This is a genomic window from Streptomyces sp. NBC_01775 (assembly GCF_035917675.1).
GTDB lineage: Bacteria > Actinomycetota > Actinomycetes > Streptomycetales > Streptomycetaceae > Streptomyces.
Genome location: NZ_CP109104.1, coordinates 4,068,517 through 4,086,238 on the forward strand (window position 1 = coordinate 4,068,517; position 17,722 = coordinate 4,086,238).

17 protein-coding genes are annotated in these 17,722 nt (G+C 71.4%); 3 read left to right on the forward strand and 14 right to left on the reverse strand.

Annotated features, from left to right (window positions below; all coding sequences use genetic code 11):
* Positions 1 to 41: 41 nt before the first annotated feature.
* The 12 genes from OHB04_RS18105 to OHB04_RS18160 all read right to left on the reverse strand — a co-directional run bounded on the left by OHB04_RS18105 (position 42) and on the right by OHB04_RS18160 (position 11,211).
* Positions 42 to 608 carry a GAF domain-containing protein gene (locus tag OHB04_RS18105; RefSeq protein WP_326688734.1) on the reverse strand — a complete coding sequence of 189 codons (567 nt, stop codon included), beginning with the start codon at positions 606 to 608 and terminating at the stop codon, positions 42 to 44.
* Positions 589 to 1,194: a GTP-binding protein gene (locus OHB04_RS18110; RefSeq protein ID WP_326688735.1), complete on the reverse strand. Its 606-nt coding sequence runs from the start codon at positions 1,192 to 1,194 to the stop codon at positions 589 to 591. The genes OHB04_RS18105 and OHB04_RS18110 overlap by 20 nt, the downstream gene beginning before the upstream one ends.
* Positions 1,172 to 1,552, reverse strand: a complete 381-nt coding sequence (locus OHB04_RS18115) for a DUF742 domain-containing protein (RefSeq protein ID WP_326688736.1) — start codon at positions 1,550 to 1,552, stop codon at positions 1,172 to 1,174. The genes OHB04_RS18110 and OHB04_RS18115 overlap by 23 nt, the downstream gene beginning before the upstream one ends.
* 4 nt (positions 1,553 to 1,556) lie before the next feature.
* Positions 1,557 to 1,973 carry a roadblock/LC7 domain-containing protein gene (locus tag OHB04_RS18120; RefSeq protein WP_326688737.1) on the reverse strand — a complete coding sequence of 139 codons (417 nt, stop codon included), beginning with the start codon at positions 1,971 to 1,973 and terminating at the stop codon, positions 1,557 to 1,559.
* 33 nt (positions 1,974 to 2,006) lie between these two features.
* Positions 2,007 to 3,908 (reverse strand): sensor histidine kinase, encoded by a 1,902-nt coding sequence (locus tag OHB04_RS18125; protein ID WP_326807806.1) that lies wholly within the window; start codon positions 3,906 to 3,908, stop codon positions 2,007 to 2,009.
* Between the two features lie 126 nt (positions 3,909 to 4,034).
* Positions 4,035 to 4,391, reverse strand: a complete 357-nt coding sequence (locus tag OHB04_RS18130; RefSeq protein ID WP_326688739.1) for a cupin domain-containing protein — start codon at positions 4,389 to 4,391, stop codon at positions 4,035 to 4,037.
* Between the two features lie 463 nt (positions 4,392 to 4,854).
* Positions 4,855 to 5,865 carry a porphobilinogen synthase gene (gene hemB, locus OHB04_RS18135; protein ID WP_326688740.1) on the reverse strand — a complete coding sequence of 337 codons (1,011 nt, stop codon included), beginning with the start codon at positions 5,863 to 5,865 and terminating at the stop codon, positions 4,855 to 4,857.
* On the reverse strand, positions 5,862 to 7,532 hold the full coding sequence (locus tag OHB04_RS18140; RefSeq protein ID WP_326692795.1) for a uroporphyrinogen-III synthase: 1,671 nt from the start codon (positions 7,530 to 7,532) through the stop codon (positions 5,862 to 5,864). The genes hemB and OHB04_RS18140 overlap by 4 nt, the downstream gene beginning before the upstream one ends.
* 38 nt (positions 7,533 to 7,570) lie before the next feature.
* Positions 7,571 to 8,581, reverse strand: coding sequence for a hydroxymethylbilane synthase (gene hemC, locus OHB04_RS18145; RefSeq protein WP_326688741.1), 1,011 nt, complete (start codon positions 8,579 to 8,581; stop codon positions 7,571 to 7,573).
* Entirely contained in the window at positions 8,578 to 9,909 is a 1,332-nt protein-coding gene (locus OHB04_RS18150; protein ID WP_326807807.1) for a glutamyl-tRNA reductase, read from the reverse strand. The genes hemC and OHB04_RS18150 overlap by 4 nt, the downstream gene beginning before the upstream one ends.
* Positions 9,906 to 10,685, reverse strand: coding sequence for a redox-sensing transcriptional repressor Rex (locus OHB04_RS18155; protein ID WP_326688743.1), 780 nt, complete (start codon positions 10,683 to 10,685; stop codon positions 9,906 to 9,908). The genes OHB04_RS18150 and OHB04_RS18155 overlap by 4 nt, the downstream gene beginning before the upstream one ends.
* 289 nt (positions 10,686 to 10,974) lie before the next feature.
* Positions 10,975 to 11,211, reverse strand: a complete 237-nt coding sequence (locus OHB04_RS18160; RefSeq protein WP_326688744.1) for a glutaredoxin family protein — start codon at positions 11,209 to 11,211, stop codon at positions 10,975 to 10,977.
* A gap of 153 nt (positions 11,212 to 11,364) precedes the next feature.
* On the opposite strand from OHB04_RS18160, the gene OHB04_RS18165 reads away from it, so the two are divergent.
* From OHB04_RS18165 to OHB04_RS18175, 3 genes are all read left to right on the forward strand, one after another.
* Positions 11,365 to 12,303 (forward strand): HAD family hydrolase, encoded by a 939-nt coding sequence (locus OHB04_RS18165; RefSeq protein ID WP_326688745.1) that lies wholly within the window; start codon positions 11,365 to 11,367, stop codon positions 12,301 to 12,303.
* A 370-nt stretch (positions 12,304 to 12,673) separates the two neighbouring features.
* Positions 12,674 to 13,555, forward strand: a complete 882-nt coding sequence (locus OHB04_RS18170; RefSeq protein WP_326688746.1) for an ECF subfamily RNA polymerase sigma factor, BldN family — start codon at positions 12,674 to 12,676, stop codon at positions 13,553 to 13,555.
* A 214-nt stretch (positions 13,556 to 13,769) separates the two neighbouring features.
* On the forward strand, positions 13,770 to 15,071 hold the full coding sequence (locus tag OHB04_RS18175; RefSeq protein WP_326688747.1) for a DUF5667 domain-containing protein: 1,302 nt from the start codon (positions 13,770 to 13,772) through the stop codon (positions 15,069 to 15,071).
* 166 nt (positions 15,072 to 15,237) lie between these two features.
* On the opposite strand, the gene OHB04_RS18180 is transcribed toward OHB04_RS18175, so the two are convergent.
* Together OHB04_RS18180 and OHB04_RS18185 are read right to left on the reverse strand one after the other, a co-directional pair.
* Entirely contained in the window at positions 15,238 to 16,497 is a 1,260-nt protein-coding gene (locus OHB04_RS18180; RefSeq protein WP_326807808.1) for a 1-acyl-sn-glycerol-3-phosphate acyltransferase, read from the reverse strand.
* On the reverse strand, positions 16,490 to 17,584 hold the full coding sequence (locus tag OHB04_RS18185) for an NAD-dependent epimerase/dehydratase family protein (protein WP_326807809.1): 1,095 nt from the start codon (positions 17,582 to 17,584) through the stop codon (positions 16,490 to 16,492). The genes OHB04_RS18180 and OHB04_RS18185 overlap by 8 nt, the downstream gene beginning before the upstream one ends.
* Positions 17,585 to 17,722 lie beyond the last annotated feature (138 nt).

Below are 17,722 nucleotides of genomic sequence, written 5' to 3' on the forward strand. Positions count from 1 at the left end.
CCGCGAGCCGGCCTGGCCGTGGCTGACCGGCCCGTCCGTGGCTAGCCGGCCCGGCCGCGCCGCTGGATCTCCTCCTGGAGCTGGGCGGCCATCGTCTTGATGGTCCGCAGGCCCTGGCGGCCCCAGGGGCGCGGCCGTTGGTCGACGACGCAGATCGTGCCGAGGGCGATCCCCGAGGGGTCGAGCAGCGGGGCGCCCAGGTAGGAGTGGATGCCCACCTCGTCCACCACGGGGTTGACGGCGAACCGGGGGAAGTCGCGCACGTCCTCCAGCACCAGCGCCGTACGGCGTACGACGACGTGCGGGCAGTACCCGTGGTCGCGCGCCATCACCCGGCCCACGCCGCCGGCCGGGTCGACCGGCCCGTTCGCGGGGTCCATGGTCGTGTCGTAGAGCCCTGAGAAGTACTGGCGGTGCTCGTCGATGAAGTTGACCATCGCGAACGGGGCCCCGGTCACCCGGGCCAGCTCGCGGGCGAATTCGTCGAACTCGGGTACGGGGGCCTCCCCTATGCCCAGCTCCTGGAGCCGGCCCACGCGCGCCGGCGCGTCCGCGTCCTCGGGCGTGAGGAGCAGCCGGGCCGTGTGGTCAGACGTGGTGAACGACATGCGTGCTCCTCGGGTCGATCAGATGCTGGACGAGACGGATGAGGGCCTCGGTGGCGGAGGACCGCTGCCGGGCGTCGCAGAGCACCACGGGCACCTCGTCTCTGAGGTCGAGCGCCGCGCGCACCTCGTCGGGCGCGTAGCGGAACGAGCCGTCGAACTCGTTGACGGCCACGACGAACCGGATGCCCCGCCGCTCGAAGTAGTCCACGGCGGGGAAGCAGTGCTCCAGCCGCCGGGTGTCGGCGAGGACGACCGCGCCCAGCGCTCCCTCCGACAGCTCGTCCCACATGAACCAGAAGCGCTCCTGGCCAGGGGTGCCGAACAGGTAGAGCACATAGGCGGTGTCGAAGGTGATGCGGCCGAAGTCCATGGCGACGGTCGTGGTCGCCTTGTCCTCGACACCCTCCAGGCTGTCCGTCGCCGCGCTCACCTGCGTCAGCAGCTCCTCCGTACTGAGCGGCTCGATCTCGCTGACGGCCCCCACGAAGGTGGTCTTCCCCACCCCGAAGCCCCCCGCGACGAGGACCTTCAGCGCCGTGGGGAACGGATCGGACGGGAGAGGATCAGAGTCGTTTACGGAGCCCATCCAGCACCGCCTCCAGCATTTCTCGGTCGGTCGGGTCGGGGCCGTCCTGAAGATGCACGGGCCCCCGGGTGGTGACGGCGCCGCAGTCCACCAGGTCGGACAGCACGACCTTGGTCACGGTGGCGGGCTGGCGGATGCTCGCGGCGATCTCGGCGACGGAGACGGGCCCGCCGCACAGCTGGAGCACCTGGCTGTGCTCCGGACTCAGATAGCTGTCGGGACGCACGCCGGTCGCCAGCACCATCGTCAGCAGGTCCAGCGAAGCTGACGGCTTGGTGCGGCCCTCGCTCACGGTGTAGGGGCGGACCAGCCGGCCCGCTTCCTCGTCGAGCCACGACTCGTCGTGCGGTCCTGACATACGGTCAATCGCCTGCCGACTGCCGCGCGGGGGTGGCCAGATACGGGCGGACGCTCTTCACCAGCATCGCCATCTCGTACCCGAGGACAGCGGCGTCCGCCTCGCTCCCGGCGAAGACCGCCAGGCAGGCACCGTGCCCCGCGGTCGTGACGAACAGCAGCGAGGTGTCCAGCTCGACCACCACCTGCCGCACGTTGTCCCCGTCCGCGAAGCGCACGCCCGCGCTGCGGCCGAGCGAGTAGAGACCGGAGGCGAGCGCCGCCATATGGTCGGCGGTGTCCGTCTCCAGCCCGTGGAAGGCCTTCACCAGGCCGTCCGACGAGAGCAGCAGGGCGCTGCGGGCGTGCGGTACACGCTCGACGAGGCCGGTCAACAGCCAGGACAGGTCTGCCGTCTGACGAATAGGTGCTTCACTCACCATGATCGCGGCTTTCTTCTGGTTGGGGCGAGTCTTCTAGTAGGGCGAGCTGTCGTCGTAGGACGGGCGGCGCTGCGGGAGGCCGGAGCCAGGACCGGGGCCAGGGCCGGGATCGGGGCGGGGCTCAGGTGCCTGGCTGCCCTCGTCGGCGAGGCTGGTGCCCCGCCGGAACGCGGCCATGAGCCCGGGATCGTGCACGGCGGGCTCCTGCCCCCGCGTCTCCGCCTCCGCCCGCGGCGTCGGAGCGTCCCGCAGCTCGGGGACGAGATGCTCCTGCCGACGGCGCCGGGGAAGCTGGGGCCGGCCGTCGGCGACAGGTGCGGACGCGGGCGGAGGCGCGGAACCGCGCACGGCTGCGGGGACCTGAGCGGGAACCTGCGGCTGAGCAGGAGCCTGCGGCTGAGCGGGAGCCGGGGCCGGGACCTGCGGCTGGGCGGGGGCCTGGGCCGGGGGCTGCGCCGGACCGCCGTCCCACACCGGGGAAGCGGGCGGCTGCTGGCCGAACGCCGCGGCCGGAGCGGACGCGGGAACAGCCGGGACGCCCGCCGGAACGGCCGCCGGAACGCCCGCCGGAGCAGCAGCGACGGTCGGGGCAGCACCGGTCGGGGCAGCCCCAGTCAGGGAAGCCCCCACGGGGGTGGCGCCCGCCGGAGTGGCGGCGCCTCCGCCCTCCTCCCGCGCCGGGTCACCGAGCACCGAGTGCGGCAGCACCAGCACCGCCTGGATGCCCCCGTAGATGTTGCCGCGCAGCTCGACGACGATGCCGTGCCGCCGGGCCAGCATGCCGACCACGTACAGGCCGATCCGGCCGTCCGACAGCAGCGAGCCCACATCGACCCCGCCCGGATCCGCGAGCAGCGCGTTCATCCGCTCCTGCGCCGATGAGGTCATCCCCAGGCCGCGGTCCTCAACCTCCAGCGCCAGCCCGGCCGTCACATGGGTGGCACGCAGCAGCACCTGGGTCTGCGGCGCGGAGTAGAGCGTCGCGTTCTCCACGAGTTCGGACAGCACATGGATGACGTCGGCCACCGCCTGGCCCCGCACGGTGCCCTCGATCGGGGGCACCAGCTTGACGCGCTGGTAGTGCTCCACCTCGGCGGCGGCGGAGCGCAGGATCTCGCTGAGCGGGACGGGGCGCGTCCACTGGCGCCGGGATACCGCGCCCCCGAGCACCGCGAGGTTCTCCGCGTAGCGGCGGGTGCGGGTGGCCAGATGGTCGACCTGGAAGACGCCCCGGAGGATGTCCGGGTCCTCGACCTGGTTCTCCAGTTCGTCCAGCACCTTGATCTCGCGGTGGAGGAGCGACTGGAGGCGCCGGGCGAGGTTGACGAAGACGGCGACGCGGTCGTCCGCACGGCTCCCCTGGCCCCTGTCCTCCTCCCAGCCCTCCGGCCCGAGGCGGTCTCCGGCCTTGCGCACCAGCACCACCGCTTCCGGTACCGCGCTCTCGGCCGTGCGCTGGACGAGGGCCAGTTCGTGCGCGAGTCCTCCCAGCGCGCCCGCGGACCGGGACCGCTCGGGCAGCGGCGCGGGCGACGGCGCGCGCAGCGGCTCGCCCTCCTCCAGCCTGCGCAGCTGCGTGCGGATCTCGTACTGGCTGCGCTCGCACGCGCGCCGCATCGCCGCGTACTGCCCCGCGGTCGCGCGCGCCCGTGCGGAGGCGGCCAGCCCGGCCCCGGCGAGCGCCCCGCACGTGAGCAGCAGCGCTCCGGCGAGTACGGCGGCGGAGGCGGGGTCTTCCAGGGAGGGGCCGGTGGTCCCGCTCCACTCCCGCGCGTTCCACAGGTACGTGACGGCGGCGGCGGCCGTGAGCGCCACGACGAGCGCGGGCACCATGGCCAGCCGTACCGCCTGACGGCGCGCCGCCACGTCCCCGGCCCTGGCCCGCGCGGGTGTCTCCCGCACGGTCTGCGTCGCGGAGCTGGGAGGTACAGACATCGATTCCCCCGAATGAGTCTGATCGTTGACGAAAGCTGATCCGGCCGGCGCGCCGCCCGCGTTGCACGTGCCGCACGCTCCGGACCACCACCGGGCCCGATCCGGACCCGGCCGGAAGCCGTCGGCTCAGCGCTCCGGGAACATCACGTACAGAAGGCAGCCGGTTTCGCTGCGCGGCGTGTGGGTGGAGCCGCGCGCGCCGTGGACCCTGCTGCCCACGGGATAGGTGCCGCCCTCGTCCTGGAGTTCTCCCTCGACCACGACGACGATCTCGCTGCTGTCGCCGTGATGGTCGGGTTCGGTGTAGCCGTGGCCGGGCGCGAAGCGGACGTATGCCTCGCGCGGCAGCGGGTCGGCCCCGTCGGCCGGGCTGGTCCAGTTGATGACCTGCGCCGTCACTCCGGGATACAGCTCAAGCGGCGTTATCTTCGCGAGCGCCTCGGCATCGACGATGTGAAAGTCCGGGCGGTCGACGGTCGTCATGATGTGCTCCTCTTACTGTGCGGTGGCGCTGCGACAAAGGGGACTCCGCGAACGGAATCCACGGCCGTCGAAGTCGGACGGGACGGAACCGGCCGACCCGGCCGGACCGGCGCGATGACCCGTCCTCAACTGGAGCGGAGCACAGGCACGTTCCACCGCCTCGCTCTCCTATTCGAACAAGCTCGAAGAGCGTAAGTGATCCTTCCGGCTCTCACAACGGGAACGCCGTTAATTCCCCGGACAACCGGAATGCGGTCGCGCATCGAACCCCGCACAAATCCGCACACCAAACCCACACACAAATCCGCACACCACAAAGGGCGGCACCCCCAGATGGGGATACCGCCCCTTTCACTCGCTGAAAAGATGAGGTCTTTATGGAAAACCGGTGAATCCGCTGGACGCGGTCCGGTCGGGTCCGGGCCGGTCGGGTCCGGGCCCGACCGCGACACCGGACTCCCGCTCAGCGCCGCTCGTGCAGCAGCCGCCCCGCGGCCTCGGCCGCCCAGTAGGTGAGCACCATCCCGGCGCCCGCCCGCTTGAAGCCCGTCAGGGTCTCCACGATGGCGGCGTCCCGGTCGATGAGCCCGGCAGCGGCGGCGCCCTCGATCATCGCGTACTCCCCCGAGATCTGGTACGCGCCCACCGGCACCCGCACGCTCTCCGCGACGTCCCGCAGCACGTCCAGGTACGGCATTCCGGGCTTGACCATCACCATGTCGGCGCCCTCCGCCAGGTCCAGCTCCAGCTCCCGCAGCGCCTCGCGCGCATTGGCCGGATCCTGCTGGTAGGTCTTCCGGTCGCCCTTGAGGGAGGAGGCCACCGCCTCGCGGAAGGGACCGTAGAAGGCGGAGGAGTACTTCGCGGTGTAGGCGAAGACCGCCACATCCGTGAACCCGGCCTCGTCCAGCGCGCGCCGGACGTGGGCCACCTGCCCGTCCATCATCCCGCTGGGCCCCACCACATGGGCCCCGGCATCCGCCTGCGCGCGCGCCATCTCGGCGTACCGCTCCAGCGTCGCGTCGTTGTCGACCCGGCCCTGGGCGTCCAGGACCCCGCAGTGCCCGTGGTCGGTGAACTCGTCCAGGCACAGGTCGGACATGAGCACCAGCTCGTCGCCGACCTCGGAGCGCACGTCCCGCAGCGCGGCCTGGAGGATGCCCTCCGGGTCGGTGCCGGCCGTCCCGTACGCGTCCTTCTTCGCCTCCTCCGGTACGCCGAAGAGCATCAGCCCGCCCAGGCCCAGCGAAACGGCCTCGGCCGCCGCCTTCTTCAGCGACTCGCGCGAGTGCTGCACCACTCCGGGCATCGAGGAGATCGGCACCGGCTCGCTGACGCCCTCGCGCACGAAGGCGGGCAGGATCAGGTCCGCGGGATGCACCCGGTTCTCGGCCACCAGGCGCCGCATCGCCGGCGTCGTACGCAGCCGCCGGGGCCGCACCGCCGGGAATCCGGTGTTTGTGCTCTCGTTCACGAGCGTGCCCTCCTCCGCGCCGGGCGCTTCTCACTCGGCCGCTTCACGGTCTCTCCCGCCTCGACGGCCTCGGCCCTGCGCTGGGCCCCGAAGTCCGCGAGGGCCTCGGCCAGCTTGTGCACGGACGGCTCGGGCGACATGACGTCCACCCGCAGCCCGTGCTCCTCGGCCGTCTTGGCGGTGGCCGGGCCGATGCAGGCGATGACCGTGACGTTGTGCGGCTTGCCCGCGATGCCCACCAGATTGCGGACCGTACTGGACGAGGTGAACAGCACCGCGTCGAATCCGCCGCCCTTGATGGCCTCCCGGGTCTCGACGGGCGGCGGCGAGGCGCGCACCGTGCGGTAGGCGGTCACATCGTCCACCTCCCAGCCCAGCTCGATGAGGCCCGCCACCAGCGTCTCGGTGGCGATGTCGGCGCGCGGCAGGAAGACCCGGTCGATCGGGTCGAACACCGGATCGTAGGGCGGCCAGTCCTCCAGCAGCCCCGCGGCCGACTGCTCGCCGCTGGGCACCAGGTCCGGCTTGACACCGAACTCGACCAGCGAGCGAGCGGTCTGCTCGCCGACAGCGGCGACCTTGATCCCCGCGAAGGCGCGCGCGTCGAGCCCGTACTCCTCGAACTTCTCCCGCACCGCCTTGACGGCGTTGAGGGAGGTGAAGGCGATCCACTCGTAGCGGCCCGTCACCAGGCCCTTGACCGCGCGCTCCATCTGCTGCGGGGTGCGCGGCGGCTCGACGGCGATGGTGGGCACCTCGGCCGGCACGGCACCGTAGGAACGGAGCTGGTCGGAGAGGGACGCCGCCTGCTCCTTGGTGCGCGGCACCAGGACCTGCCAGCCGAACAGCGGCTTGGACTCGAACCAGGCCAGCTGGTCGCGCTGCGCGGCGGCACTGCGCTCCCCGACCACGGCTATGACGGGCTGCCCGCCGTCCGGCGAGGGCAGCACCTTGGCCTGCTTGAGGGTCTGCGCGATGCTGCCGAGCGTGGCGGTGAAGGTGCGCTGCCGGGTGGTCGTCCCGGCGAGCGTGACGGTCAGCGGGGTGTCGGGCTTGCGCCCGGCGGCCACCAGCTCACCGGCGGCGCCGCCGACCGTCTCCAGCGTGGTGGACACGACGACGGTCGCGTCGCTGGCACCCAGCTCGGTCCAGCATCTGTCGTCGGCGGTGCGCGCGTCCACGAAGCGCACATCGGTGCCCTGCGCGTCCCGCAGCGGCACCCCGGCGTAGGCGGGCACACCGACGACGGCGGCGACACCGGGCACGATCTCGAAGGGGATGCCCTCGGCGACCAGCGCGAGCATCTCGCGCGCGGCGTCCGAGTCCAGCCCCGGGTCTCCCGCGACCGCACGGACGACCCGCCTGCCGGAGCGTGCGGCGGCTATGGCAGACTCGCCCGGGTCGATGCCTGCATCGCCCGCCGAAGCAGGGGCAGTTGATGCCTTGTCAGCCTGCGGCCGGAGCGGTGTGTCCACCCCTGCGCGCGCGTGGGGACGGACGACGTCATGCACACGCGGGTCGGCCACAAGCACCTCGGCCTGCGCCAGCGCCTCCACGGCGCGCAAGGTCAGCAGACCCGGGTCTCCGGGCCCGGCACCCAGGAAGGTGACGTGCCCGTGCGCACCGTGCAGATGCTGCCTCGCGGCTGCCGTGTGCTGTGCGGTGATCGACTGGTCGGCGTGCGACCTGTCGGCGGCGGTGGGGCTCAAAGTGCTCGCTCCCCCATCAGACCGGCCGCACCCTTGGCGAGCATCTCGTCGGCGAGTTCACGGCCCATGCGCTGGGATACCGAGAGATCGCCGTCGGACGCCGGTACGGGACCGGTGGTGGACAACTGCACCAGCGTCTCGCCGTCGGTGGTTCCGACGACACCGCGCAGGCGCATTTCGGTGGCTACCTGCCCCTCGACAAGCAGGTCGGCCAGCGCGCCCACAGGTGCGCTACAGCCGGCCTCCAAGGCGGCGAGCAGGGTTCGCTCGGCGGTGACGGCGGCCCGGGTGTACGGGTCGTCGAGCTCCGCGAGCTGTGCGGCCAGGTGCGCGTTGGACGTCGCGCACTCGACGGCCAGTGCCCCCTGGCCAGGGGCGGGCAGAACAGCGTCCGGGGCGATCAGCTCGGCGGCCTCCTCCTCGAGGCGGCCGATGCGCTGGAGCCCGGCGGCGGCGAGCACGACTGCGTCGAGGTCGCCTGAGCGCACGTACCCGATACGCGTGTCGATATTCCCCCGGATCGGGACCGTCTCGATCTCGGCTCCGAGCGACCGGGCCCAGGCGTGCAGCTGGGCCATGCGCCGGGGCGAGCCGGTGCCGATGCGCGCCACGCCGGACCCGGCGGCGGCGATCAGCGCCTCGAAGCCCAGCCCGTCGCGCCCCACCACCACATCCCGGGGATCCGCGCGGGGCGGCACCGCCGCCAGCGTGAAGCCCGGGGGCTGCGTGGTGGGCAGGTCCTTCAGCGAGTGCACAGCGAAGTCGATCTCACCGCTGGTGAGCGCGTCCCGCAGGGCGTTGACGAACACCCCGGTGCCGCCGATCTTGGCGAGCTGCTCCTTGCTGGTGTCACCGTATGTGGTGATCTCCACCAGCTCGACGGGCCTGCCCGTGAGCCGGCGTACCTCCTCGGCGACCAGCCCTGACTGGGCCATCGCGAGCTTGCTGCGGCGGGTGCCCAGCCTGAGAGACGGGCCTTTGGCCCTGGCTGTGGCTTGGGAGTTCATTGCCGCTCCTGTTCCGGATTGCTGACAGCGGCGACCGCCTGCGGGTCGAGGTCGAAGAGTTCACGCAGCGCGTCCGCGTACCCGGCGCCGCCGGGCTCGCCCGCGAGCTGCTTGACGCGCACTGTCGGCGCGTGCAGCAGCTTGTCCACAACACGGCGCACGGTCTGCGTGACCTCCGCGCGCTGTTTGTCGTCCATCCCGTGCAGCCGCCCCTCCAGGCGGGCCATTTCGTTGGCGACGACGTCGGCGGCCATGGTGCGCAGCGCGACCACGGTCGGCGTGATGGTCGCGGCCCGCTGCGCGGCACCGAACGCGGCGACTTCCTGCGCCACGATCCCCCGCACAGCGTCCACGTCCCCGGCCATGGGAGCGTCGGCCTCAGCCTCGGCCAACGACTCGATGTCCACCAGCCGCACCCGGTCGAGCCGGTGCACGGCGATGTCGATGTCCCGGGGCATGGCGAGGTCGAGCGCGGCGAGCGCGCTCCCCCGGCCGCGCAAGGCGTCCTCGACGGCGTCGGTCGTCAGCACGAGCCCGGTCGCACCGGTGCAGGACACGACGACATCGGCGGCGGCCAACTCCGCGCCGACCCGCTCGATGGGCAGGGCGCGGGCCACAACCCCGTCCTCCCCCTCATCGGCGAGCGCCGCGGCCAACCGTTCCGCCCTGCCCACGGTCCGGTTAACGATCACCAGTTCGGCCACACCGGCCCGCGCGAGCGTGGTGGCGGCGAGTGACGACATGGAACCGGCGCCGATCACCAAAGCCCGCTTCCCGCGCGCCCATTCGTTCACGGGCGATCCGGCGGCAAGCTGTTCCAGACCGAAGGTGACCAGCGACTGACCGGCCTTGTCGATCCCGGTCTCCGAATGTGCCCGCTTCCCCACCCGGAGCGCCTGCTGGAACAGATCGTTCAGCAGCCGTCCCGCGGTGTGCTGCTCCTGGGCGACCGCGAGCGCGTCCTTGATCTGGCCGAGGATCTGGCCCTCGCCCACGACCATCGAGTCCAGCCCGCACGCCACCGAGAACAGGTGGTGCACGGCCCGGTCCTCGTAGTGCACGTACAGGTACGGGGTCAGCTCCTCCAGGTCCACTCCGCTGTGCTGTGCCAGCAGCGTGGACAGCTCGGCGACACCCGCGTGGAACTTGTCGACGTCCGCGTACAGTTCGACCCGGTTGCAGGTGGACAGCACAGCGGCCTCCGCCGCCGGCTCCGCGCTCACCGCGTCCTGCAACAGCTTGCCTCGCGCCTGCGGCTCCAGCGCCGCGCGCTCCAGCACGCTCACCGGCGCGCTTCGGTGGCTCAGACCCACTACGAGCAGACTCATGCCGGCATCACGGCGGGCAGATCCCCGTCAGGTCCGGCCTCGGGCCGCTTGGTGACGGCGACAGCGGGCGGCGCGGCCGGCGGCGCGGTCTCCGTGTCGCCCTGCGGCTCCTCCCCCGCCTTGCGCTGCTCGTGGAAGGCGAGGATCTGCAGTTCTATCGACAGGTCGACCTTGCGTACGTCGACCCCTTCGGGGACGGACAGCACGGTCGGCGCGAAGTTGAGGATGGAGGTGATCCCGGCGGCGACCAGCCGGTCGCACACCTGCTGGGCGGCACCGGCGGGGGTGGCGATCACGCCGATGGACACCCCGTTGTCCGAGATGATCTTCTCCAGCTCATCGGTGTGCTGGACGGGAATCCCCGCGACGGGCCGTCCGGCCAGCACCGGGTCCGCGTCGATCAGCGCGGCGACCCGGAACCCGCGCGAGGCGAAGCCGCCGTAATTCGCGAGTGCGGCGCCGAGGTTACCGATACCGACGATCACCACGGGCCAGTCCTGGGTGAGCCCCAGCTCGCGGGAGATCTGGTAGACGAGGTACTCGACGTCGTAGCCGACGCCGCGGGTGCCGTAGGAGCCGAGGTAGGAGAAATCCTTGCGCAGCTTGGCCGAATTGACCCCCGCCGCAGCGGCCAGCTCTTCCGAGGAGACCGTGGGCACGGAGCGCTCGGAAAGAGCGGTGAGCGCCCGCAGATACAGGGGAAGACGGGCGACGGTAGCCTCGGGAATTCCTCGGCTGCGACTTGTCGCCGGTCGGTGATTTCGGCCAGTTGCCACGGTGCTCCTGCCGTATGCGCGAAGCGGTGAGCGGTCATACGTGAGACACCCTCCCGGACCGCTCCGTCCCATCCAGGCTATGCCTTTGTGAACGCGTGCACAAAGATAGTGTCCGCTTTGTCCGGGCAACGTGACCGGCGCCACACGTACCAACGCGGACACGCGGCCACACTCCTCACGTATACGCCCCCGGACGGCAAAACGCCCTCGATGGTAATCGAAACGAACTCGAATCCCGACCACCGTCCCACTTGAGGACCCCCCGCCCAGCGCCCCGATCAGCGCCGTTTCACCTCGTGAGCGCGGCCCGCAGCCGGTCGGGGTCCACCCGCCAGAAGTCGTGCTGCTCGCCGTCGACCAGCACGACCGGGATCTGCTCCCAGTACAGCCGGTACAGCTCCGGATCCTGATTGATGTCCTTCTCCTCCCAGGTGGCCCCCGCCTCGTCACACACCCGGACCACCACGTCCCGGGCCACCTCGCACAGATGGCACCCGGGCTTCCCGATAAGAGTCACAGTCTTCATGACCCCATTCTCCAAGCCCGAGCCCGGCAGCAAGCCCACCCCGTCATCCCGGCACGGCAGCGATCCCACACCCCAGCCCAACGTTCACCCCCACCACACCACCAGCCATCCGCCCGTAACGGCCCTGCCGAACAAACTGGCTATGCTCGCAACATGGCCCTTCCCGCATGGCTCACCTCACGCAAGCGCTCCGCCACCGCGCGCAGCGTGCTCGCCGGCGAGGCCGCCGCGGAGGCGGCGCGCAAGCAGGAGCAGGAGCAGGCGGCGGAGGCCCGAGCGGAGGGTGCGGACGCGGAGGAACACGAGTTCCCCGTCGTCGGCGACGCGCACGCCGCCGCCTTCTTCGACCTGGACAACACGGTCATGCAGGGCGCGGCCCTCTTCCACTTCGGCAAGGGCCTGTACAAGCGCAAGTTCTTCCGCAAGCGCGAGCTGACCCGCTTCGCCTGGCAGCAGGCGTACTTCCGGCTCGCGGGCGCCGAGAACGCCGAGCACATGCAGGACGCCCGCGACAGCGCCCTGTCCATCGTGAAGGGCCACCGCGTCCACGAGCTGATGGCGATCGGCGAGGAGATCTACGACGAGTACATGGCCGGCCGCATCTGGCCGGGCACCCGCGCCCTCGCACAGGCGCACCTGGACGCGGGCCAGAAGGTCTGGCTGGTGACGGCGGCCCCCGTGGAGACCGCGACGATCATCGCCCGCCGCCTCGGCCTCACCGGCGCGCTCGGCACGGTCGCCGAGTCGGTCGGCGGGGTCTACACCGGCCGCCTGGTCGGTGAGCCGCTGCACGGCCCGGCCAAGGCGGAGGCCGTGCGCGCGCTCGCCGCCGCGGAGGGGCTCGAACTGGACCGCTGCGCGGCGTACAGCGATTCGGCGAACGACATCCCGATGCTGTCCCTGGTCGGCTATCCGTATGCGATCAATCCTGACAGCAGGCTTCGCGCACACGCTCGCGAAATGGGCTGGCGCCTGCGCGACTACCGCACGGGCCGCAAGGCGGCCAAGGTGGGCATTCCGGCCGCCGCCGGTGTCGGTGCGCTGGCGGGCGGCGCGGCAGCCGCGATGGCGGTGCAGCGCCGCCGCCGATAGGCCGCTCACAAGGGCTGCCGCCGCTCGCAGGGGGCGCGCCGCATCCCGTAAGCGCGCCCTGCCCGGCGGCCAATTCAGCACTATTACCCGGCCCCCTCGCCGGGCAGTCCCCGCTTCCCTGCTCGGCCACAACACGTCACCCGGCTGACAAATCCTGTCGCTGAAGCGATCAGACTCCGCTGCCAGATCCCTACCAGGTAGGGCTCCATTCCGTAACAGACCAAACCGAATCGACGATTTTGGCAACTAGGCGTAGTGTTGCCTGTACGAAGCGTTATTCTCCTCAGACGCAATTCGGTGCCCACACACCCTTACATCGGGTGAACGGTCCCGCACTGCACGTGATGGAAGCTCTGCCTCTGGGAGTCCCGTGTACCCACACGTCGGGGTTGACGCCTCGGGCCTGGCTACGCTGCGCACGACAGTCATCGACCAACTGCGTGCATTCGTCCCCACCGCGTACGCCGTCCCTGCCCTCGCCGCACCAGCACCTGTCCCCGCAGGGGTCTCACCTGTCCCCGCAGGCCCCTGCTACGCCTTCGCCAGCCGAGCCGCCGGCGCCACAACCGCTTCATCCCCCACATCCACCTCGTCCCCCTCCACCAGCTCCTCCGCCACAACGACCTCCCGCACCTCCACAACGAGCGGCAGGCGCACCCGTGGCTCCGCCACGACCGCCCGGCGTCCCGCCGCCTCGGACACCGACAGCTGCCGCATGATGGACCTCGTCGAACGGGCCCAGGACGGCGAAGCCGAGGCATTCGGCCGCCTGTACGACCAGTACAGCGACACGGTCTACCGCTACATCTACTACCGCGTCGGCGGCCGGGCGACCGCCGAGGACCTGACCAGCGAGACCTTTCTCCGCGCCCTGCGCCGCATCGGCACCTTCACCTGGCAGGGCCGCGACTTCGGGGCCTGGCTCGTGACCATCGCCCGAAACCTCGTCGCCGACCACTTCAAGTCGAGCCGCTTCCGCCTCGAAGTGACCACCGGCGAGATGCTCGACGCCAATGAGGTCGAGCGCAGTCCGGAGGACTCGGTTCTCGAATCCCTTTCCAACGCCGCCCTGCTGGAGGCCGTACGTAAGCTCAACCCCCAACAGCAGGAGTGCGTAACGCTCCGATTTCTCCAGGGGCTCTCCGTGGCCGAAACGGCGCGGATCATGGGCAAGAACGAGGGCGCCATCAAGACCCTCCAGTACCGCGCCGTCCGCACCCTGGCCAGGCTCCTTCCGGACGACGCCCGCTGAATCCCGGGCTGCCGCGGGGCGACGCCCCATCGAGCACCCCAGTCACATCATCGTGCCTCCGTAACCCGACTGGCTTGCCGCTCGTTGTGGGGATTGCAGACTCCCCGCAGCCGTGGCAGGCCGGGCTCACTCCCTCTCCGAGTGGACACGGACGACGCCACAACCTTCCATATGTGGTGGGGAGTCGACCGTCTGACGAGAGGAGGTGCCGCCGGTGATCGGATCCGTACCGACGAGCCGACGGGCAATCGCCTTCGCCCAGGCCCTGGATGAGCAGGAGCGCGACGAGGGCGCGGCGGCCGACGATGCTCCACCAGGGCCCCCTGGAGACAACAAGGCACCACCGGGCCCCCCGCCCCCGCACCGTCACAGCGCCGACAGCGTGGCCAGCCCCGACCGGTCGCTGCTGGCCCTGGCGGACGAGCTGGAGGCCCTGCCCAGACCCGAGTTGGACCCAGAGGTCAAGGTCGTTCAGCGTGCCCAGCTGATCGCCGCCATGGAGGCGGCGTTCGCGGAGGGCGAGACCGCGGCGGAGGGCGCGCACTTCCCCGAGCAGCGCGACGCCCGCACGGGGTCCCGCGGCTCCGGCAGGGGTGCGCACCGGGCGCCGGGCCTCGGGCCGCTGGGCAAGCTGCGTCCCAAGTCCCGGCTGGGCAAAGGTCTGGCAGCCGGCGGCCTGAGCGTCGGCGTCGCGGCCAGCGCTCTCGGCGGCGCGGCGGCGGCAAGCACGGACGCTCTGCCCGGAGATTCCCTCTACGGCCTCAAGCGCGGCATGGAGGACCTCCAACTCGACCTGGCGGGGGACGACGCCGACCGCGGCTCCCTCTTTCTGGACCACGCCTCGACCCGTATGCAGGAGGCCCGCCGCCTCATGGAGCGGGACCGCGCCGGGGTGCTGGACCACGAATCGCTGGGCGAGGTCCGCAGGGCACTGGCCGGGGTACAGCACGACGCCTCGGAAGGCCACCGGCTGCTGAGCGAGGCATACCACCAGGACGGCGACATCGGCAGGATGCAGTCGCTGTCCACGTTCTCCAAGAGCCACCGCACGGGATGGGCACACCTGCGCGACCGGCTGCCGGTGCAACTGACGGATGTCGGCAACGAGGTCAGCTCGGTCTTCGACGCCATAGACAGTGATGTCAGCCCGCTCAGGGCGCTCTTCCCGCGCGAGCCCGAGGCGGCACCGCGCGAGCGCGGGCAGGACACCAGCGACCGCACCGGCGAGGAGCAGCCCTCGACGGAGCCCAGCCCGCCCTCCTCGGACGGGATGGACGGGCGGCGCGACGGCGGCGAGGAAGAGCCTGCGCCGTCCGACTCGCAGCACGAGGGCGAGGGCCTCCTGGGCGGCGACCTGCTCAAGCCGTCCAAGGAGCCACGGCACGAGGACAAGCCGTCCGAGTCCGGTTCGGACTCCAGCCCCGGCAAGTCCACCTCCCCCGGCGGCAAGCCCGAGGTGACCCTGCCGCCGATCATCCCGGAGGTCCTTCCGGGCCTCGGCCTGGATGACGGCTAGCAAGTAGACGCCGGAGACGGTGCACGGCAACGGTGCGGTGGTGCGGCTTCGAGGGAGCCGCACCACCGCACCGGTTTTCTCCGAGCTCCTGGATCGCTTCCGTTCAGCTCCGCTCAGCTCAGACATCGCTTCCGCTCAGCTCAGCCCGGAAATTGCTCCCACCGGCTCAGAAGAAGACCGACTGCCTGCGCACCAGCAGCTTGTAGAGCGTGTGCTGAATCGTTTCGCGTACCTGGTCGGTCAGATTGAACATCAGCATCGGGTCCTCGGCCGCCTCCGGCGGATAGCCGTCGGTGGGGATCGGCTCGCCGAACTGGATGGTCCACTTCGTCGGCAGCGGTACGGCGCCCAGCGCGCCGAGCCACGGAAAGGTCGGCGTGATCGGGAAGTACGGGAATCCGAACAGCCGGGCCAGCGTCCGGGAGTTGCCGATCATGGGATAGATCTCCTCGGCCCCCACGATGGAGCACGGCACGATCGGTGCCCCGGCCCGCATAGCGGTGGAGACGAAGCCGCCCCGTCCGAACCGCTGGAGCTTGTAGCGGTCGGCGAAGGGCTTGCCCAGCCCCTTGAAGCCCTCGGGCATCACCCCCACCACCTCGCCCCGCTCCAGCAGCGCCTGGGCGTCCTCCGCACAGGCGAGGGTGTGCCCCGCCTTGCGCGCCAGCTCGTTCACGAGCGGCAGCATGAACACCAAGTCCGCGCCCAGCAGCCGCAGATGACGGCCGTCCGGATGGTGGTCGTGCACGGCGACCTGGAGCATCAGCCCGTCCAGGGGCAGCGTCCCGGAGTGGTTGGAGACCACGAGCGCCGCGCCCTCGGAGGGGATGTTCTCCATCCCCTTCACCTCGACGCGGAAGTATTTTTCGTGGAGCGGGCGCAGCACGGACATCAGGACCTGGTCGGTCAACTCCTGGTCGTAGCCGAAGTCGTCGACCTCGTAGTCCCCGGTGATCCTGCGCCGCAGAAAGGAGAGCCCGCGCGAGGCGCGTGCCTCCCAGTCCTTTCCGAGCATCCGGTCGAGCAGTCCCTCGGCGGCCCCCTCCGGACCGTCCGCGCGCTGCCCCTCCGTGGCCTGCCCAGAGGCGCCCGTCTGCGGGGCGCCGTCTTGGGAGGCGTTCTCTCGCGAGGCACCCGGTCCTGGGGCGTCCGGTCCCGGGGCATCCGATTGCCCGGCGCCCGTTCCGGGGGAGCCCTCCTGCGCGACGTCCGCCGCGGGGCCCTCCTCCGACGGATCGCCGGGCACGGACGCCAGCGGCGAGTGCTGCGCGGACCGCTCGCCCTTACGGCGGCGGCTCTGCGCGCCGTCGGCACCGGAGCCCGGCTGTCCCGAGGGCCTGGGGCGGCCGGAGCGCCCGCCCGCGGCCCCTGTGCCGCGCGAACGGTCCCTGTCGTCGTCGAAGGGTATGACCTTCGCGTCAGCCATGCTGACCCACTTCCTCCTGCGATCCGGCCCCGTCGGTGGCCCGGACCCCCGCGTTCTCCGGCAGCAGCGCCGCTACCCGGTCGACAGCCGAGGCGAGCGTCCCGGGAGGCAGCAGCCCGGCGCCCCTCGCCTGTACGAAAGCCTCCAGCGTCTCCTCGGTGGTGCGGCGGGGAGTGAAGCCGAGGACCTCACGGGCGCGCGTGGTGCACACGACCCTCCCGTGCGTGAGCAATCTGATCTGCTCGGGCGAGAAGTCCGTCGCGCCCACCGCCCGCAGCGCGCTTCTGCTCCAGCGGATGGCGGGCAGCAGCATCGGCACCGTCGGCCGGCCCAGCCGCCGCGCGCACTGCGAGAGGTGGAGGACCCCGGCACCGGCGATGTTGAACGTGCCCGCGGTCAGCGCCCCCTTCACGGGCTCGCCCGCCGCAAGGCACAGCACCTCGATCACATCGTCGTCGTGCACGAACTGGACCCTGGGGTCGTAGCCCAGCACGGTCGGCAGCACGGGCAGCGAGAAATAGGCGGCGAGCGGCGACTCGGCGGCCGGGCCCAGGATGTGGGCGAAGCGCAGCACGGTGACGGCCACATCGGGACGGCGCCGCGCGAAGCCCCGCACATATCCCTCGACTTCGACGGCGTCCTTGGCGAAGCCCCCGCTGGGCAGAGCCTTGGGCGGGGTCGTCTCGTCGAAGACGGCCGGATCGCGCGGCGCCGAACCGTACACGCTGGTCGTGGACTTGATCACCAGACGGCTCACGGACGGCGCCTTCTGACAGGCGCCGAGGAGCTGCATGGCGCCGATGACGTTGGTCTCCTTGACGGAGGCCCGGCTTCCGCCGCCCGGCGCCAGCGGGGTGCCGTGCACGTCCATGTGCACAACGGTGTCGACGGCGTGCTCGGCCAGCACCTTGCCGATGGCGGGCTGGCGGATGTCGGCCTGTACGAAGTCGGCACCGCCCAGTTCGTGCGCCGGCGGCACCGCGTCCACCGCGATCACCCGGTCGACGTCGGGGTCGCGCTGAATACGGCGGACGAGTCGGCCGCCGAGCGGCCTGGCCACACCGGTGACGAGCACGACCTTGCCCAAGATCCCTCCCCAGGCGCCCGCACGGGGCGCGAAGACGCTCGAACGCGCGGTTCCGCTCCCACCGTATCGGCTGCGCCCCCGCACCCCGATCCCGGGCCGAGCCCCGGGCGGACCGGTGCGTCCTGTGTGGCAGAACCA